At 43.5% G+C, this 16,126-nt stretch carries 15 protein-coding genes and 2 tRNA genes; all 17 read left to right on the forward strand.

Features of this window, described 5'->3' with window-relative positions; all coding sequences use genetic code 11:
• Positions 1 to 150: 150 nt before the first annotated feature.
• The 17 genes from NSQ83_RS00345 (at position 151) to hslO (ending at position 16,088) form a co-directional block, all read left to right on the forward strand.
• Positions 151 to 1,749 carry a polysaccharide biosynthesis protein gene (locus NSQ83_RS00345; protein WP_198879164.1) on the forward strand — a complete coding sequence of 533 codons (1,599 nt, stop codon included), beginning with the start codon at positions 151 to 153 and terminating at the stop codon, positions 1,747 to 1,749.
• Positions 1,739 to 3,208, forward strand: a complete 1,470-nt coding sequence (gene mazG / locus NSQ83_RS00350; protein WP_017696371.1) for a nucleoside triphosphate pyrophosphohydrolase — start codon at positions 1,739 to 1,741, stop codon at positions 3,206 to 3,208. Before NSQ83_RS00345 ends, mazG begins: the two co-directional genes overlap by 11 nt.
• A gap of 2 nt (positions 3,209 to 3,210) precedes the next feature.
• Positions 3,211 to 3,471: a S4 domain-containing protein gene (locus NSQ83_RS00355; protein ID WP_003226716.1), complete on the forward strand. Its 261-nt coding sequence runs from the start codon at positions 3,211 to 3,213 to the stop codon at positions 3,469 to 3,471.
• Positions 3,472 to 3,549: 78 nt separating this feature from the next.
• Positions 3,550 to 3,852, forward strand: coding sequence for a sporulation protein YabP (yabP, locus tag NSQ83_RS00360; RefSeq protein ID WP_003226714.1), 303 nt, complete (start codon positions 3,550 to 3,552; stop codon positions 3,850 to 3,852).
• Positions 3,849 to 4,484: a spore cortex biosynthesis protein YabQ gene (gene yabQ, locus NSQ83_RS00365; protein WP_014478604.1), complete on the forward strand. Its 636-nt coding sequence runs from the start codon at positions 3,849 to 3,851 to the stop codon at positions 4,482 to 4,484. Before yabP ends, yabQ begins: the two co-directional genes overlap by 4 nt.
• A gap of 17 nt (positions 4,485 to 4,501) precedes the next feature.
• Positions 4,502 to 4,879, forward strand: a complete 378-nt coding sequence (gene divIC / locus NSQ83_RS00370; RefSeq protein ID WP_003243211.1) for a cell division protein DivIC — start codon at positions 4,502 to 4,504, stop codon at positions 4,877 to 4,879.
• 80 nt (positions 4,880 to 4,959) lie between these two features.
• A complete protein-coding gene (locus tag NSQ83_RS00375) occupies positions 4,960 to 5,346 on the forward strand; it encodes a S1 domain-containing RNA-binding protein (protein WP_003218379.1) in 387 nt (128 codons plus the stop codon).
• Between the two features lie 168 nt (positions 5,347 to 5,514).
• Positions 5,515 to 5,591: transfer RNA gene (locus tag NSQ83_RS00380), tRNA-Met, on the forward strand.
• 9 nt (positions 5,592 to 5,600) lie between these two features.
• Positions 5,601 to 5,672 (forward strand) — tRNA-Glu (locus NSQ83_RS00385).
• Positions 5,673 to 5,871: 199 nt separating this feature from the next.
• Positions 5,872 to 8,355, forward strand: coding sequence for a stage II sporulation protein E (gene spoIIE, locus NSQ83_RS00390; RefSeq protein ID WP_015253002.1), 2,484 nt, complete (start codon positions 5,872 to 5,874; stop codon positions 8,353 to 8,355).
• A gap of 84 nt (positions 8,356 to 8,439) precedes the next feature.
• Positions 8,440 to 9,177 (forward strand): VWA domain-containing protein, encoded by a 738-nt coding sequence (locus NSQ83_RS00395; RefSeq protein WP_003243782.1) that lies wholly within the window; start codon positions 8,440 to 8,442, stop codon positions 9,175 to 9,177.
• The gene (gene prkT / locus NSQ83_RS00400; RefSeq protein ID WP_019712374.1) at positions 9,143 to 10,159 is read left to right on the forward strand and encodes a serine/threonine protein kinase PrkT; all 1,017 of its coding nucleotides are present in this window, start codon (positions 9,143 to 9,145) and stop codon (positions 10,157 to 10,159) included. Before NSQ83_RS00395 ends, prkT begins: the two co-directional genes overlap by 35 nt.
• Before the next feature lie 103 nt (positions 10,160 to 10,262).
• Positions 10,263 to 11,681 (forward strand): tRNA lysidine(34) synthetase TilS, encoded by a 1,419-nt coding sequence (gene tilS, locus NSQ83_RS00405; protein ID WP_198879165.1) that lies wholly within the window; start codon positions 10,263 to 10,265, stop codon positions 11,679 to 11,681.
• Positions 11,678 to 12,220, forward strand: coding sequence for a hypoxanthine phosphoribosyltransferase (gene hpt / locus NSQ83_RS00410; RefSeq protein ID WP_003226700.1), 543 nt, complete (start codon positions 11,678 to 11,680; stop codon positions 12,218 to 12,220). The genes tilS and hpt overlap by 4 nt, the downstream gene beginning before the upstream one ends.
• Before the next feature lie 97 nt (positions 12,221 to 12,317).
• Positions 12,318 to 14,231, forward strand: coding sequence for an ATP-dependent zinc metalloprotease FtsH (ftsH, locus tag NSQ83_RS00415; protein WP_003243881.1), 1,914 nt, complete (start codon positions 12,318 to 12,320; stop codon positions 14,229 to 14,231).
• A gap of 193 nt (positions 14,232 to 14,424) precedes the next feature.
• Positions 14,425 to 15,201, forward strand: coding sequence for a type III pantothenate kinase (locus tag NSQ83_RS00420; protein WP_010886388.1), 777 nt, complete (start codon positions 14,425 to 14,427; stop codon positions 15,199 to 15,201).
• A gap of 11 nt (positions 15,202 to 15,212) precedes the next feature.
• Positions 15,213 to 16,088, forward strand: a complete 876-nt coding sequence (gene hslO / locus NSQ83_RS00425) for a redox-regulated molecular chaperone HslO (protein WP_003226695.1) — start codon at positions 15,213 to 15,215, stop codon at positions 16,086 to 16,088.
• Positions 16,089 to 16,126 lie beyond the last annotated feature (38 nt).

The following is a 16,126-nucleotide window of genomic DNA, read 5'->3' on the forward strand; positions in this document are numbered from 1 at the left end:
AAAGAACAGCTCTCCTTGGGACGCTGTTCTTTTTCATGCGTGCCGAAAAAGGTATCCAAGGGTTGGGATGTGGTATAATAACCTCGTTTTTATTTGTGCCGCGGTAATACGTGAACCGTATTGCCCCTGACGTTGGGAAGGAGCTTTTGGATGGACGATTCAATAGGCGTTAAACGGCATTGGATTTGGCAGGGGGCTTTTGTTTTAATTCTGGCAGGCGTCATCACAAAAATTTTAAGCGCTGTTTACAGAGTCCCGTTTCAAAATATTGTCGGCGATGTTGGATTTTATATATATCAGCAGGTATATCCCTTTCTTGGTATTGCGGTCATGCTGTCCACATCAGGATTTCCAGTCATTATTTCAAAGCTGATGAATGATTATAGTGAAAAAAATCATCACACCATATTAAAAATATCTGCGTTGTTTTTGTCTTTAATCGGTATTTTATTATTTCTTTGTTTATATCTGGGTGCTGTTCCTATTGCACTCTTTATGGGGGATTCGCATCTAGCCGTGTTAATTCAAGTGGCCGCGTACGCGTTTCTGCTGTTCCCATTTGTCGCATTGCTTAGAGGCGGTTTTCAGGGGCAGCACGAAATGCTCCCTTCAGCCTTATCACAGATGACAGAGCAGTTTCTGCGTGTTGCGGTGCTCTTGGGTTTATCATTTTGGCTCGTGAAAAAGGGAGCCTCGCTTTATACTGCGGGAGCGGCAGCCGCTTCAGGCTCTCTTGCCGGAAGTTTGGTTGCATTGATAATACTGGGGTTTTTTTGGTTCAAAACGAAAAGAGACAACCAAACGGATAGGCAAAACGAAAATGTCATCACAACAAAAGAATTGACGAAAAAACTGCTTTTATATTCGGTTACAATTTGTGTAAGCAGTTTGCTGCTTTTGTTTATCCAGCTTGTTGATGCTTTGAATTTATATGCATTGCTTTCGGGTGGTGAGGCAAGCGAAGAAGCAAAACGCCTAAAGGGGATCTATGATCGGGGGCAACCCTTGCTGCAGCTCGGTTCAGTTTTTGCCGTAAGCATTGCGACGTCACTCGTTCCGTATATTTCTATGGCTGTAAAAAACAAAGAGCTGAAGATCATGAAAGAAAAAATCACGTCATCTTTGAAACTATGCCTTGTGCTCGGTACAGGCGCATCGGCTGGGTTGATTTGCATTCTAAAGCCGGTAAATATCATGCTGTTTCAAAATGGAGAAGGGACAGGTGCGTTACAAGTATTTAGCTGCTCCATTTTGTTTGCATCCTTGGCGGTAACGGCAGCGGCAGTCTTACAGGGAGCGGGATACACAGTTTTTCCTGCGATAGCGGTGGGCGCGGGTGTTGCAGTGAAATGGGTGTTAAACACACTTTTGGTTCCGCGCTATGGGATTGAAGGCGCATCGCTTGCGACAGCGGCTTCCTTTGCGGCTGTCGCCGGCCTTAACTTGTATCAGCTTCGGCAAAAGGAATGGCTCGATAAGCTTAGAGGCGTTTTGATTCCGATTATTGGATCTGCTCTTTTGATGTCAGCTGTTTTGCTTGCGTATACGCGTCTCTGGACTTTCTTGTTTCCTGCAACAGGAAGAGGAGCGGCTGTGATTGAGAGTCTTTCTGCTGTTGCCATTGGTGGCGCGGTGTTTATTTATTGTATGATGAGATTGGGAATATTTACAGATGAAGAGCTGAACAGTGTGCCATTCGGCAGCAAGTTAAGCAAATTCATGAGAAGGAGAGAACAAAATGGCGGGTAAAATTACAGTCGTCGGACTTGGTGCCGGAGACATGGACCAATTGACAATTGGTATACACAAGCTGCTGACGAAGGCAGATACGCTGTATGTCAGAACCAAGGATCATCCTTTAATTGAGGAGCTTGAAAAAGAAACGAAGAACATCCGTTTCTTTGATGATATATATGAGAAACATGATCAGTTCGAGGCGGTATATGAAGAAATTGCGGATACCCTCTTTGAAGCGGCGCGGCGTGAGGACGTGGTTTATGCTGTTCCGGGACATCCGTTTGTCGCAGAAAAAACAGTTCAGCTGCTGACGGAGCGGCAGGAAAAGGAAAACGTTCAAGTGAAAGTCGCGGGGGGACAAAGTTTCCTTGATGCTACATTCAATGCCTTGCAAATTGACCCGATTGAAGGTTTTCAATTTGTGGATGCCGGCACATTGTCCGCGGATGAGCTTGAGCTCAGACATCATCTGATCATATGTCAGGTTTACGACCAAATGACGGCTTCTGAAGTCAAGCTGACATTGATGGAGAAGCTGCCTGATGATTATGAGGTCGTCATTGTGACTGCAGCAGGCAGCCGTGGCGAGGAGATCAGGACAGTGCCATTATTTGAGCTGGACCGCAATGTCGCCTTGAACAACTTAACAAGTGTGTATATTCCGCCGATTAAAGAAGAGAAGCTGCTTTATCACGAATTCTCCACGTTCCGAAGCATCATCAGAGAGCTTCGCGGACCTAATGGATGTCCGTGGGATAAAAAGCAGACGCATCAGTCATTAAAGCAGTACATGATTGAAGAATGTTATGAGCTTCTCGAAGCTATTGACGAAGAAGACACAGACCATATGATCGAAGAGCTTGGCGACGTTTTGCTTCAGGTCTTGCTTCACGCACAAATTGGTGAAGATGAAGGTTATTTCACAATTGATGATGTCATAAAAGGAATCAGTGAAAAAATGGTCCGAAGACATCCCCATGTGTTTAAAGATGTTAAGGTTCAGGATGAAAACGATGTTTTGGCCAATTGGGAAGATATAAAAAAGGCCGAAAAAAATACGTCTGAATCATCGTTACTAGACAGCGTACCGAAAACCCTTCCAGCTCTTTCGAAAGCTGCTAAATTGCAGAAAAAAGCAGCGAAGGTCGGTTTTGACTGGGAAGACGTCAGCGATATTTGGGAAAAGGTAAGTGAGGAAATGAAGGAATTTTCTTCTGAGGTTTCTGAAGCTCCTCACGAACACAATCTTAAAGCTGAGTTTGGCGACATTTTGTTCGCGCTGGTGAATGTAGCCCGCTTCTACAAAATAGAGCCAGAGGAAGCGCTGACCATGACTAATGACAAATTCCGGAGACGGTTCTCGTACATTGAGGAAACAGCGAAGGAAGAGGGAGTCGAGTTGGCTGATATGTCCCTTGAGGACATGGACAAACTGTGGAATGAAGCAAAAGAAACTGAGAGGAGATCATAGATATGAGATTAGATAAATTTTTGAAAGTATCACGGCTGATCAAACGGCGTACACTAGCGAAGGAAGTAGCTGACCAAGGACGAATCTCTATTAACGGAAACCAAGCTAAAGCTAGCTCTGACGTAAAACCGGGAGATGAACTAACGGTCCGCTTCGGCCAAAAGCTTGTAACGGTTCAAGTTAATGAATTGAAAGACACGACGAAAAAAGAAGAAGCTGCAAACATGTACACGATTCTAAAAGAAGAAAAACTCGGCGAATAGGCTTGTTCTAAAAAAATCCCCCTCCTCATACAATGCAGTAATAATGCTAAAAGTATCGAGGATATGGGGGCTGAATAGATGAATTCATATTATGATCAAAAAGGTTCTTCGTCTGTTCCGGAACAGCATGATGTGACAATGAAAGGCCGGAAGCATTTAGATATTTCTGGGGTTAAGCATGTGGAGAGTTTTGATAACGAAGAATTCCTGCTGGAAACGGTGATGGGAATGCTCTCCGTCAGAGGCCAAAACCTGCAGATGAAAAATCTTGATGTGGAAAAAGGGATTGTTTCGATTAAAGGCAGGGTATTTGATTTAGTGTACTTAGACGAACAACAAGGGGATAAAGCTAAAGGGTTTTTTAGCAAGTTGTTTAAATGACGCTGACGACACAATTCTATACAATGCTGGCGATGTCCGGTATGGGTCTCTGGCTTGGTGCTTCGCTTGATACATACCGGCTCTTTGTCATTCGTGCCAAAACAGCCAGATGGCTATTATTTATTCATGATATTCTTTTCTGGATTGTGCAAGGGCTGCTTTTCTTTTATGTCTTGCTTCATGTAAATGAGGGAGAATTCAGGATTTACATCTTTTTAGCGGTTCTGCTGGGCGTTGCGACGTATCAGAGCCTTTGCAAACGAATCTATATAAAAATACTGAAATTCGTCATTTACCTTGTTGTTTCTGTTTATCAATTCTTCAAAAAACTCATTCAGCACGTGTTATTTCGTCCTATTGTGTGGACATGCGGAGCGATCATCTGGCTGGCGGCATTTTTATTCAAGAAAACATACAGCCTGATAGGTTTTCTCCTGCTGTGTCTATATAAAATAGTCATGGTTCTGTGTTTTCCGATCCGTTTTATCGCGAAACAATGTTTGAAACTTCTTCCTGTAAAAATGCGTCTAACTTTTAGACGTTATTTTGAAAAAGGTGCAGGATTTCTCAAAAAGAAGAAGAAACTATTGATAACCATAAGAACGACCATTACACGGTTTTTGAAGAAATGAAAGGAGGACCGTCTGGTTTGAATTTTTCCAGGGAACGAACGATAACTGAAATACAAAACGACTATAAAGAACAAGTAGAACGGCAAAATCAGCTGAAGAAACGAAGACGCAAAGGGCTGTACAGACGGTTAACTGTATTCGGCGCCCTAGTATTCCTGACTGCAATTGTGCTGGCAAGCTCTGTATGGTCCCAAACATCTTCCCTTAGTGCAAAAGAAGAAAAGAAAGAACAGCTTGAAAAAGAACTGAAAAGTTTAAAGACAAAACAAACGGATTTAAAAGAAGAAATATCCAAATTGAAGGATGAGGATTACGTCACAGAGCTTGCCAGAAGGGACTTATTCATGTCTGGAGACGGAGAAATTATCTTCAATGTGGAGAAGAAGAGCAAGTAGCCTTGTTGACACTTAAATTTTTATTTAGGTATAATTAAGCAAACGATCTTTTTATAAGCCTAAGGAGGAGCACTTTTTTTATGTCGATTGAAGTTGGCAGCAAGTTGCAAGGGAAAATTACAGGTATTACAAATTTTGGAGCATTTGTTGAATTGCCTGGAGGCTCAACCGGTCTCGTTCACATTAGTGAGGTAGCTGATAATTATGTCAAAGACATTAACGACCACTTAAAAGTCGGCGACCAAGTTGAAGTGAAAGTCATCAACGTTGAAAAAGACGGGAAAATTGGTTTATCTATTAAAAAAGCTAAAGACCGTCCGCAAGCCAGACCTAGAAATGATTTCCGTCCGAAAGAATCTTTTGAACAGAAAATGAATAAGTTTTTAAAAGACAGCGAAGATCGCTTGTCATCTTTAAAACGCAATACGGAATCAAAACGTGGAGGGCGCGGAGCAAGAAGAGGATAACTTGCTGCTTTCTATAAAATAAATGAAGCATCCGTTCATCCCGACGGATGCTTTTTTATTATCCTCATCCTCTCTAAGAGTCAGAAAATTACAACATTAAAGTTTCTGTTGACGAAAGAGACAAACCTTTGTATTATATAACTTGTGCTTAGAAGCACAAAACAATATGGCGGTGTAGCTCAGCTGGCTAGAGCGTACGGTTCATACCCGTGAGGTCGGGGGTTCGATCCCCTCCGCCGCTACCATATTTGTTTGGCCCGTTGGTCAAGCGGTTAAGACACCGCCCTTTCACGGCGGTAACACGGGTTCGAATCCCGTACGGGTCATCCTAAAAAATCGGTTTCTCTTGCAGAAGCCGATTTTTTTCATTTTTAGACAACATTCCGGAAATTCTTTTGATAAACGAATATCAAGGCAGAAACCGTCGAAGATTTCTTTGGTATTGTTACCTTCTTTTGACAAAATCCTATCTGTGCTTTCGCTATAATGACAGGCAACGAATATAACAGGTGGGAGATGAGAGGAATGGAAAAAGCAGAAAGAAGAGTGAACGGGCCAATGGCGGGACAAGCTTTGGAAAAACTCCAATCGTTTTTTAACAGGGGCACGAAGCTGGTGACTCATCATTTGCATTCACTGTTTTTCTATAAAGGATTCATTTATGTTGTCATCGGATTTTTGCTTGGACGGGCTTTCATATTATCCGAGGTGCTTCCTTTCGCACTTCCTTTCTTTGGAGCGATGCTTCTTATCAGAAGAGACAAAGCGTTTTATGCGGTTTTGGCTGTGCTTGCAGGTGCGCTGACCATATCTCCAAAGCACTCATTGCTCATACTGGCGGCATTGCTGGCATTCTTCGTATTTTCTAAAGTGGCTGCCTTCATTACCGACGATCGTGTAAAAGCACTCCCGATTGTCGTGTTCTTCTCGATGGCTGCAGCAAGAGCCGGGTTTGTTTATGCCCAAAATGGCGTATTTACAACCTATGATTATGTAATGGCTATCGTTGAGGCTGGACTGTCGTTTATCTTAACACTGATTTTCCTTCAGAGCCTTCCGATTTTTACTGTGAAAAAAGTGAAACAATCATTAAAAATAGAGGAAATCATTTGCTTTATGATTCTTATTGCCTCTGTTTTAACGGGGCTGGCCGGCTTGTCCTACCAAGGGATGCAGGCAGAACATATATTGGCTCGTTATGTTGTATTGAGTTTTTCCTTTATTGGCGGAGCAAGCATCGGCTGTACGGTTGGTGTTGTGACCGGCCTGATTCTTGGCTTGGCGAATATCGGAAACCTATATCAAATGAGTCTGCTTGCTTTTTCCGGTTTATTGGGCGGTTTGCTGAAGGAAGGAAAAAAAGCGGGTGCAGCAATCGGTCTGATCGTTGGTTCACTTCTTATATCTTTATATGGTGAAGGCTCTGCCGGTCTGATGACAACGCTCTATGAGTCATTAATCGCAGTCGGCCTGTTTTTGCTCACACCTCAATCTATTACAAGGAAAGTGGCGAGATATATTCCGGGAACTGTCGAGCATCTTCAAGAGCAACAGCAATACGCTAGAAAAATCCGTGATGTCACTGCTCAGAAGGTAGACCAGTTCTCCAATGTATTTCACGCGCTGTCTGAAAGCTTTGCAACCTTTTATCAAGCATCAGACGAACAGACAGATGACAGCGAAGTTGATCTGTTCTTAAGCAAAATCACGGAGCATTCCTGTCAGACGTGCTACAAGAAAAACAGGTGCTGGGTACAGAACTTTGATAAAACATATGATTTAATGAAACAAGTTATGCTTGAAACAGAGGAAAAAGAATATGCATCAAACCGAAGGCTGAAAAAAGAGTTTCAACAGTATTGTTCTAAATCCAAGCAGGTTGAAGAGCTGATTGAGGATGAGCTCGCACATCATCATGCCCATTTGACACTCAAGAAAAAAGTCCAAGACAGCAGGCGCCTTGTTGCTGAACAGCTTTTAGGCGTTTCTGAAGTCATGGCCGACTTTTCTCGGGAAATAAAAAGAGAGCGAGAACAGCACTTTCTACAGGAAGAGCAAATCATAGAGGCGCTTCAACATTTCGGAATTGAGATTCAGCATGTCGAGATCTATAGCCTTGAACAAGGAAATATAGATATTGAAATGACCATTCCGTTCAGCGGACATGGAGAAAGTGAAAAAATCATTGCCCCTATGCTGTCTGACATTCTGGAAGAACAAATTCTTGTGAAAGCCGAACAGCACTCTCCGCATCCGAATGGATACAGCCATGTCGCCTTTGGATCAACAAAATCATACAGGGTGTCCACGGGAGCTGCTCACGCTGCGAAGGGCGGCGGCCTTGTCTCCGGCGACAGTTACAGCATGATGGAGCTTGGAGCCAGAAAATATGCTGCAGCAATCAGTGACGGAATGGGCAATGGCGCAAGAGCGCACTTTGAAAGCAATGAAACGATCAAGCTTCTTGAAAAAATCCTTGAATCGGGAATTGATGAAAAAATAGCAATTAAAACGATCAACAGCATACTGTCTCTAAGGACAACTGACGAAATATATTCCACGCTTGACCTATCTATTATCGATCTTCAAGATGCCAGCTGTAAATTTTTGAAGGTTGGATCGACGCCTAGCTTTATCAAACGGGGTGACCAGGTCATGAAAGTTCAAGCGAGCAATCTGCCAATCGGTATTATTAATGAATTTGATGTGGAGGTTGTGAGTGAACAGCTGAAAGCGGGTGACCTCTTAATTATGATGAGTGATGGCATTTTTGAGGGGCCTAAGCATGTGGAAAATCACGACTTATGGATGAAACGTAAAATGAAAGGGTTGAAAACAAATGACCCGCAGGAGATTGCCGATTTGCTTATGGAAGAAGTCATCCGCACAAGATCCGGCCAAATTGAGGACGATATGACTGTTGTTGTCGTCCGGATTGATCACAATACACCGAAGTGGGCATCCATTCCTGTTCCGGCAATCTTTCAAAACAAACAAGAAATTTCATAACGCTTCCGTATAAATCAAATTTCTTCTGGCGAAGATGGGAATATATGAATCTGAGAATCCTCGTATTCTCCAGGAGGAATGAATGTGAACAACGGACATTTAAATCAAATTTTGCTGATAACGGATGGCTGCTCAAACCATGGGGAAGACCCGCTTGCAATGGCTGCTTTTGCTAAAGAGCAGGGGATTACGGTAAATGTCATTGGTATAATGGAAGAAAATCAAATTGACCCTGAGGCAATGAAGGAAGTCGAAGGGATTGCACTTGCCGGCGGAGGCGTGCACCAAGTCGTTTATGCATCTCAGCTTTCACAAACTGTTCAAATGGTAACAAAAAAAGCGATGACGCAAACCTTACAAGGTGTAGTCAATCAAGAACTGAAACAGATTCTCGGAAAGAATGTGGAAATGGAAGAGCTTTCTCCGGAAAAACGCGGCGAAGTCATGGAAGTGGTAGACGAGCTTGGAGAAACGGTGCATCTTCAGGTTTTGGTTCTTGTTGATACAAGTGCAAGTATGGCGCCAAAGCTTCCAACAGTAAAAGAGGCGCTGATTGATTTGTCTGTAAGCCTCAATTCCCGAATCGGGAATAACGAATTTGCGATGTGTATATTTCCCGGGAAAAAACAAGAGGTCGAGCTTGTGCTGAACTGGACACCGAAGCTGCAATCTCTTTCCACACTCTTTGCAAAGCTTTCGACAGGCGGCATCACGCCGACAGGTCCGGCGATTCGTGAAGCGACACTGCAGTTTGAAAAAATACGCTCAAGAAGGGGCATGCTGGCAGATGATGAACGACGCTTTGACGAGTTTGGCATGTAGCCTCAAGCCGGGTACGACAATCAAAGGCAAGTGGAATGGAAACACTTATACATTGCGTAAACAGCTTGGTAAAGGGGCCAATGGAATTGTGTATTTGGCAGAAGCATCAGATGGACATGTTGCCTTAAAGGTGAGTGATGACAGCCTGTCTATTACTTCTGAAGTGAATGTCTTGAAATCTTTCTCAAAGGCCCAGTCCGTTACGATGGGGCCTTCTTTTTTTGATACGGATGATGCCTATATTCCCAGTACCAATACGAAAGTTTCATTTTATGCAATGGAATACATAAAAGGGCCGCTGCTTTTGAAGTATGTCAGTGATAAAGGAGCAGAGTGGATACCGGTATTAATGATTCAGCTGTTATCCAGCTTATCGGTGCTTCACCAGCAAGGATGGATATTCGGCGATCTTAAACCTGATAATCTGATCGTAACTGGTCCGCCCGCAAGGATCCGCTGCATTGATGTGGGCGGCACGACAAAGGAAGGCCGGGCGATAAAAGAGTATACGGAGTTTTATGACAGAGGCTATTGGGGGTATGGAACAAGAAAGGCAGAGCCATCCTATGATCTGTTCGCAGTTGCCATGATTATGATCAACAGTGTGCATAAAAAAGAATTTAAGAAAACGAACCAGCCCAAAGAACAGCTTAGGTCTCTCATCGAAGGAAACCCGCTGCTTCATAAGTATAAAAAAGTGCTTTTTTCAGCCTTGAACGGAGATTATCAATCCGCAGATGAAATGAAAAAGGATATGCTAGACGCGGGGCAAAAAGCAGCACAAAGAAAACAGCCTATAAAAGCATCACCGCAGCCTGCCACACGACAAAGACAGCAAAAACCGCGCCAAGGAAAAATAACGAAGAGGCGATATACCCCAAAACAGAAACCGGCTAAGTCGGGGGGGTTATTTGAAACAACGCTTATCGTGATCAGTGTTTTAGCGCTTTATTTCGCCTATATTATCTTTTTCTTAATCTGAATGGCGCAAACTGCAGAGCCTATGCTTCTTCTTTGCTTGGAGGGGTTGAAAGTGTTAGGATATGAATATCTTTAAAATACCTGCTCATTGTGAGGAGGACATTGTGAAAAGTGTCAAAGATTTTTTAAACAAACACAATCTTACGTTAAAAGGGGCGACAATCATTGTAGGCGTTTCCGGCGGTCCGGACTCAATGGCTCTTCTTCACGCGTTGCATACGTTATGCGGCCGTTCAGCGAATGTTATTGCAGCTCACGTTGACCATCGGTTCAGAGGTGCGGAATCCGAGGAGGACATGCGTTTTGTCCAAGCTTATTGTAAAGCTGAACAGCTCGTGTGCGAAACGGCTCAAATCAATGTAACCGCATATGCACAGGAAAAAGGACTCAATAAGCAGGCTGCAGCACGCGATTGCCGCTACCAGTTTTTTGAGGAAATCATGTCGAAGCACCAAGCGGACTATCTGGCTCTTGCGCATCATGGTGATGACCAGGTTGAAACAATGCTTATGAAACTGGCTAAGGGTACGCTTGGAACGGGACTTGCGGGAATGCAGCCGGTTAGACGTTTTGGGACAGGGCGGATCATCAGGCCGTTCTTAACCATTACAAAGGAAGAGATCCTTCACTATTGCCGTGAAAACGGCTTGAGCTACCGGACGGATGAAAGCAACGCCAAAGATGACTACACAAGAAACAGATTCAGAAAAACAGTGCTCCCGTTTTTGAAGCAGGAATCTCCGGATGTGCATAAAAGGTTTCAGAAAGTGAGTGAAGCACTGACGGAAGATGAGCAATTCTTACAGTCATTAACGAAAGATGAAATGAATAAAGTAATCACAAGCCAGTCTAATACATCAGTTGAAATCAATTCCTCTCAATTGCTTGCCCTCCCGATGCCTTTACAAAGAAGAGGAGTTCAACTAATATTAAACTATCTTTATGAAAACGTTCCATCATCCTTTTCAGCCCATCACATTCAGCAGTTTCTCGATTGGGCGGAAAATGGCAGTCCTTCAGGAGTACTGGACTTTCCGAAAGGGCTGAAGGTGGTCAAATCATATCAGACATGTTTGTTTACATTTGAACAATGGCAGTGCAAAAATGTTCCCTTTGAATACCAAATTAGCGGAGCTTCTGATGAAACGGCAGTGCTCCCTAATGGATATCTGATAGAGGCAAGGCATTATGCGGACTCGCCTGAAGAACATGGGAATGCTGTTTTTATCACAAGTGAAAAAAAGGTGCGATTTCCCTTAACAATCCGGACGAGAAAAGCTGGAGACCGGATCAAACTAAAAGGGATGAACGGCTCAAAAAAGGTAAAGGATATATTTATTGATAAGAAACTGCCTCTCCAAGAAAGAGACAACTGGCCGATTGTGACGGACGCAAGCGGTGAAATTATCTGGATACCTGGCTTGAAAAAATCAATTTTTGAAGATCTTGTGATTCCAAACAGCGACCGCATTGTATTACAATATAGACAGCATGAAAAGTGTAGGGGGCAAGCAAAATCATGATGAAACATGATATCGAGAAAGTACTGATCTCAGAGGAAGAGATACAAAAGAAAGTAAAAGAGTTAGGTGCAGAATTAACGAGCGAGTATCAAGATACATTTCCGTTGGCAATCGGTGTGTTAAAAGGAGCACTTCCTTTTATGGCGGATCTTATCAAGCATATTGATACATATTTGGAAATGGATTTCATGGATGTATCAAGCTACGGAAATTCTACGGTTTCTTCTGGAGAAGTAAAAATCATTAAAGATTTGGATACATCTGTAGAGGGCCGGGACATCTTAATTATTGAAGATATCATCGACAGTGGGTTAACCTTAAGTTATCTCGTAGAGCTCTTCCGATACCGTAAAGCAAAATCAATTAAGATTGTTACCCTTTTGGATAAACCGAGCGGAAGAAAAGCGGACATCAAAGCAGACTTTGTCGGTTTTGAAGTTCCTGACGCGTTTGTAGTGGGTTACGGACTTGATTATGCTGAGCGCTATCGCAATCTGCCTTATATCGGAGTGTTAAAACCGGCAGTTTATGAAAGCTGATCGGCAGCCTGCTTCCGAGATGGTTATTGTTTGTATTGGAATGATTTTCTATGGTACTATTGAACATAGTTGTGCTTACTGTGGGAGGAGGTAAGGAATGAATCGGGTCTTCCGTAATACCATTTTTTATTTACTTATTTTATTAGTAGTAATCGGGGTTGTGAGCTACTTCCAGACCTCAAATCCGAAAACAGAAAATATGTCGTACAGTACGTTCATCAAAAACCTGGATGACGGGAAAGTTGATAGCGTATCGGTTCAGCCTGTCAGAGGTGTTTATGAGGTAAAAGGGCAGCTGAAAAACTACGACAAAGATCAATACTTTTTGACTCATGTTCCTGAAGGAAAGGGAGCAGACCAGATATTTAACGCTTTGAAAAAGACAGACGTAAAGGTTGAGCCCGCTCAAGAAACAAGCGGATGGGTGACGTTCCTGACGACCATCATCCCATTTGTCATTATCTTTATTCTGTTTTTCTTCCTGCTCAATCAGGCTCAAGGCGGCGGCAGCCGTGTCATGAACTTTGGCAAGAGTAAAGCGAAGCTGTATACAGAGGAAAAGAAACGCGTCAAATTTAAAGACGTTGCAGGGGCTGACGAAGAAAAGCAAGAACTTGTTGAAGTTGTTGAGTTTCTGAAAGATCCCCGCAAGTTTGCCGAGCTTGGCGCCAGAATACCGAAAGGCGTGCTTTTAGTCGGGCCTCCGGGTACCGGTAAAACATTGCTTGCCAAGGCTTGTGCAGGAGAAGCCGGCGTACCTTTCTTCAGCATCAGCGGATCTGATTTCGTTGAAATGTTTGTAGGGGTCGGTGCTTCCCGTGTGCGTGACTTGTTTGAAAATGCGAAAAAGAATGCGCCTTGTTTGATCTTCATTGATGAAATTGACGCAGTCGGACGCCAGCGTGGCGCTGGTCTCGGCGGTGGACACGATGAACGTGAACAGACGCTAAACCAATTGCTTGTTGAAATGGACGGCTTCAGCGCTAATGAAGGAATTATCATCATTGCTGCGACGAACCGTGCGGACATCTTGGACCCAGCCTTACTTCGTCCGGGACGTTTTGACCGTCAAATCACAGTGGACCGCCCAGATGTCATTGGCCGTGAAGCTGTATTGAAAGTCCATGCGAGAAACAAACCGCTGGATGAAACGGTTAACCTAAAATCAATTGCCATGAGAACACCAGGCTTCTCGGGCGCTGACTTAGAAAACCTCTTGAATGAAGCTGCGCTTGTAGCAGCTCGTCAAAACAAGAAAAAAATCGATGCGCGTGATATTGACGAAGCGACGGACCGTGTAATTGCCGGACCTGCTAAGAAGAGCCGCGTTATCTCCAAGAAAGAACGCAATATCGTGGCTTATCACGAAGGCGGACACACCGTTATCGGACTCGTTTTAGATGAGGCAGATATGGTTCATAAAGTAACGATTGTTCCTCGGGGCCAGGCTGGCGGTTATGCTGTTATGCTGCCAAGAGAAGACCGTTATTTCCAAACAAAGCCGGAGCTGCTTGATAAAATTGTCGGCCTCTTGGGCGGACGTGTTGCTGAAGAGATTATCTTCGGTGAAGTCAGCACAGGGGCGCACAATGACTTCCAGCGTGCGACGAATATTGCAAGACGAATGGTTACGGAATTCGGTATGTCAGAAAAACTGGGACCGTTGCAATTTGGACAGTCTCAGGGCGGTCAGGTATTCTTAGGCCGTGATTTCAACAACGAACAGAACTACAGTGATCAAATCGCTTACGAAATTGATCAGGAAATTCAGCGCATCATCAAAGAATGTTATGAGCGTGCGAAACAAATCCTGACTGAAAATCGTGACAAGCTTGAATTGATTGCCCAAACGCTTCTGAAAGTTGAAACGCTTGACGCTGAACAGATCAAACACCTTATCGATCATGGAACATTACCTGAGCGTAATTTCTCAGATGATGAAAAGAACGATGATGTGAAAGTAAACATTCTGACAAAAACAGAAGAAAAGAAAGACGATACGAAAGAGTAATTCGCTTTCTTTCTAAAAAAACTGCCGGCTGAAGCTGGCAGTTTTTTTATGTAAATGATGGGCTCAGCTGCGGCTTTTACAATCATCCAAATCTGGTATCGATTTGTTTACAAATGAGCCGCTGATCGTGTATGGTATTGTAGAATGTTTGTAAAAGTAAAGTAGAGAAACTATTCAAAAGTGGTGATAGAGGTTGTTACTGGTTATCGATGTGGGGAACACCAATACTGTACTTGGTGTATATCATGATGGAAAATTAGAATATCACTGGCGTATAGAAACAAGCAGGCATAAAACAGAAGATGAGTTTGGGATGATTTTGCGCTCCTTATTTGATCACTCCGGGCTTATGTTTGAACAGATAGATGGCATTATTATTTCGTCAGTAGTGCCGCCAATCATGTTTGCGTTAGAAAGAATGTGCACAAAATACTTTCATATCGAGCCGCAAATTGTTGGTCCAGGTATGAAAACCGGTTTAAATATAAAATATGACAATCCGAAAGAAGTGGGGGCAGACAGAATCGTAAATGCTGTCGCTGCGATACACTTATACGGCAATCCATTAATTGTTGTCGATTTCGGAACCGCCACAACGTACTGCTATATTGATGAAAACAAACAATACATGGGCGGGGCGATTGCCCCTGGGATTACAATTTCGACAGAGGCGCTTTACTCGCGTGCAGCAAAGCTTCCGCGTATCGAAATCACCCGGCCCGACAATATTATCGGAAAAAACACTGTTAGCGCGATGCAATCTGGGATTTTATTTGGCTATGTCGGCCAAGTGGAAGGAATCGTTAAGCGAATGAAATGGCAGGCAAAACAGGAACCAAAGGTCATTGCGACAGGAGGCCTAGCGCCGCTCATTGCGAACGAATCAGATTGTATAGACATCGTTGATCCATTCTTAACCCTAAAAGGGCTGGAATTGATTTATGAAAGAAACCGCGTAGGAAGTGTATAGGAGGTTTAGTAATGGATTATTTAGTAAAAGCACTTGCGTATGACGGAAAAGTTCGGGCTTATGCGGCGAGAACGACTGATATGGTAAATGAGGGGCAGAGACGCCATGGTACGTGGCCGACAGCATCCGCTGCATTGGGCCGCACAATGACAGCTTCACTCATGCTCGGCGCTATGCTGAAGGGCGATGATAAGCTGACCGTGAAAATCGAGGGCGGAGGTCCGATCGGAGCTATTGTAGCTGATGCCAATGCCAAAGGAGAAGTCAGAGCCTATGTCTCTAACCCGCAAGTTCATTTTGATTTAAATGAACAAGGCAAGCTTGATGTCAGACGTGCGGTTGGAACAAACGGAACGTTAAGTGTCGTAAAAGATTTAGGTTTGCGCGAGTTCTTCACAGGACAAGTAGAAATCGTTTCAGGAGAATTAGGAGATGATTTCACTTACTATCTTGTATCATCTGAGCAGGTTCCTTCATCAGTGGGCGTAGGTGTGCTCGTGAATCCTGACAATACCATTCTTGCGGCAGGGGGCTTTATTATTCAGCTGATGCCGGGAACAGATGATGAAACAATCACAAAAATTGAACAGCGTCTATCTCAAGTAGAGCCGATTTCTAAGCTCATCCAAAAAGGGCTGACACCAGAAGAAATTTTAGAAGAAGTCCTAGGCGAGAAACCTGAGATTTTGGAAACGATGCCTGTCAGATTCCATTGCCCTTGTTCAAAAGAACGGTTCGAAACAGCCATTTTAGGACTAGGCAAAAAAGAAATTCAAGATATGATAGAAGAAGATGGACAAGCCGAAGCAGTATGCCATTTTTGTAATGAAAAGTACTTATTTACAAAAGAAGAGCTGGAAGGGCTTCGTGACCAAACTACCCGCTAAGCTCTTTAGCGGGTTTTTAATTTGAGAAAAGGGGCTGA

It is taken from the genome of Bacillus sp. PS217 (assembly GCF_037963535.1).
GTDB lineage: Bacteria > Bacillota > Bacilli > Bacillales > Bacillaceae > Bacillus > Bacillus subtilis.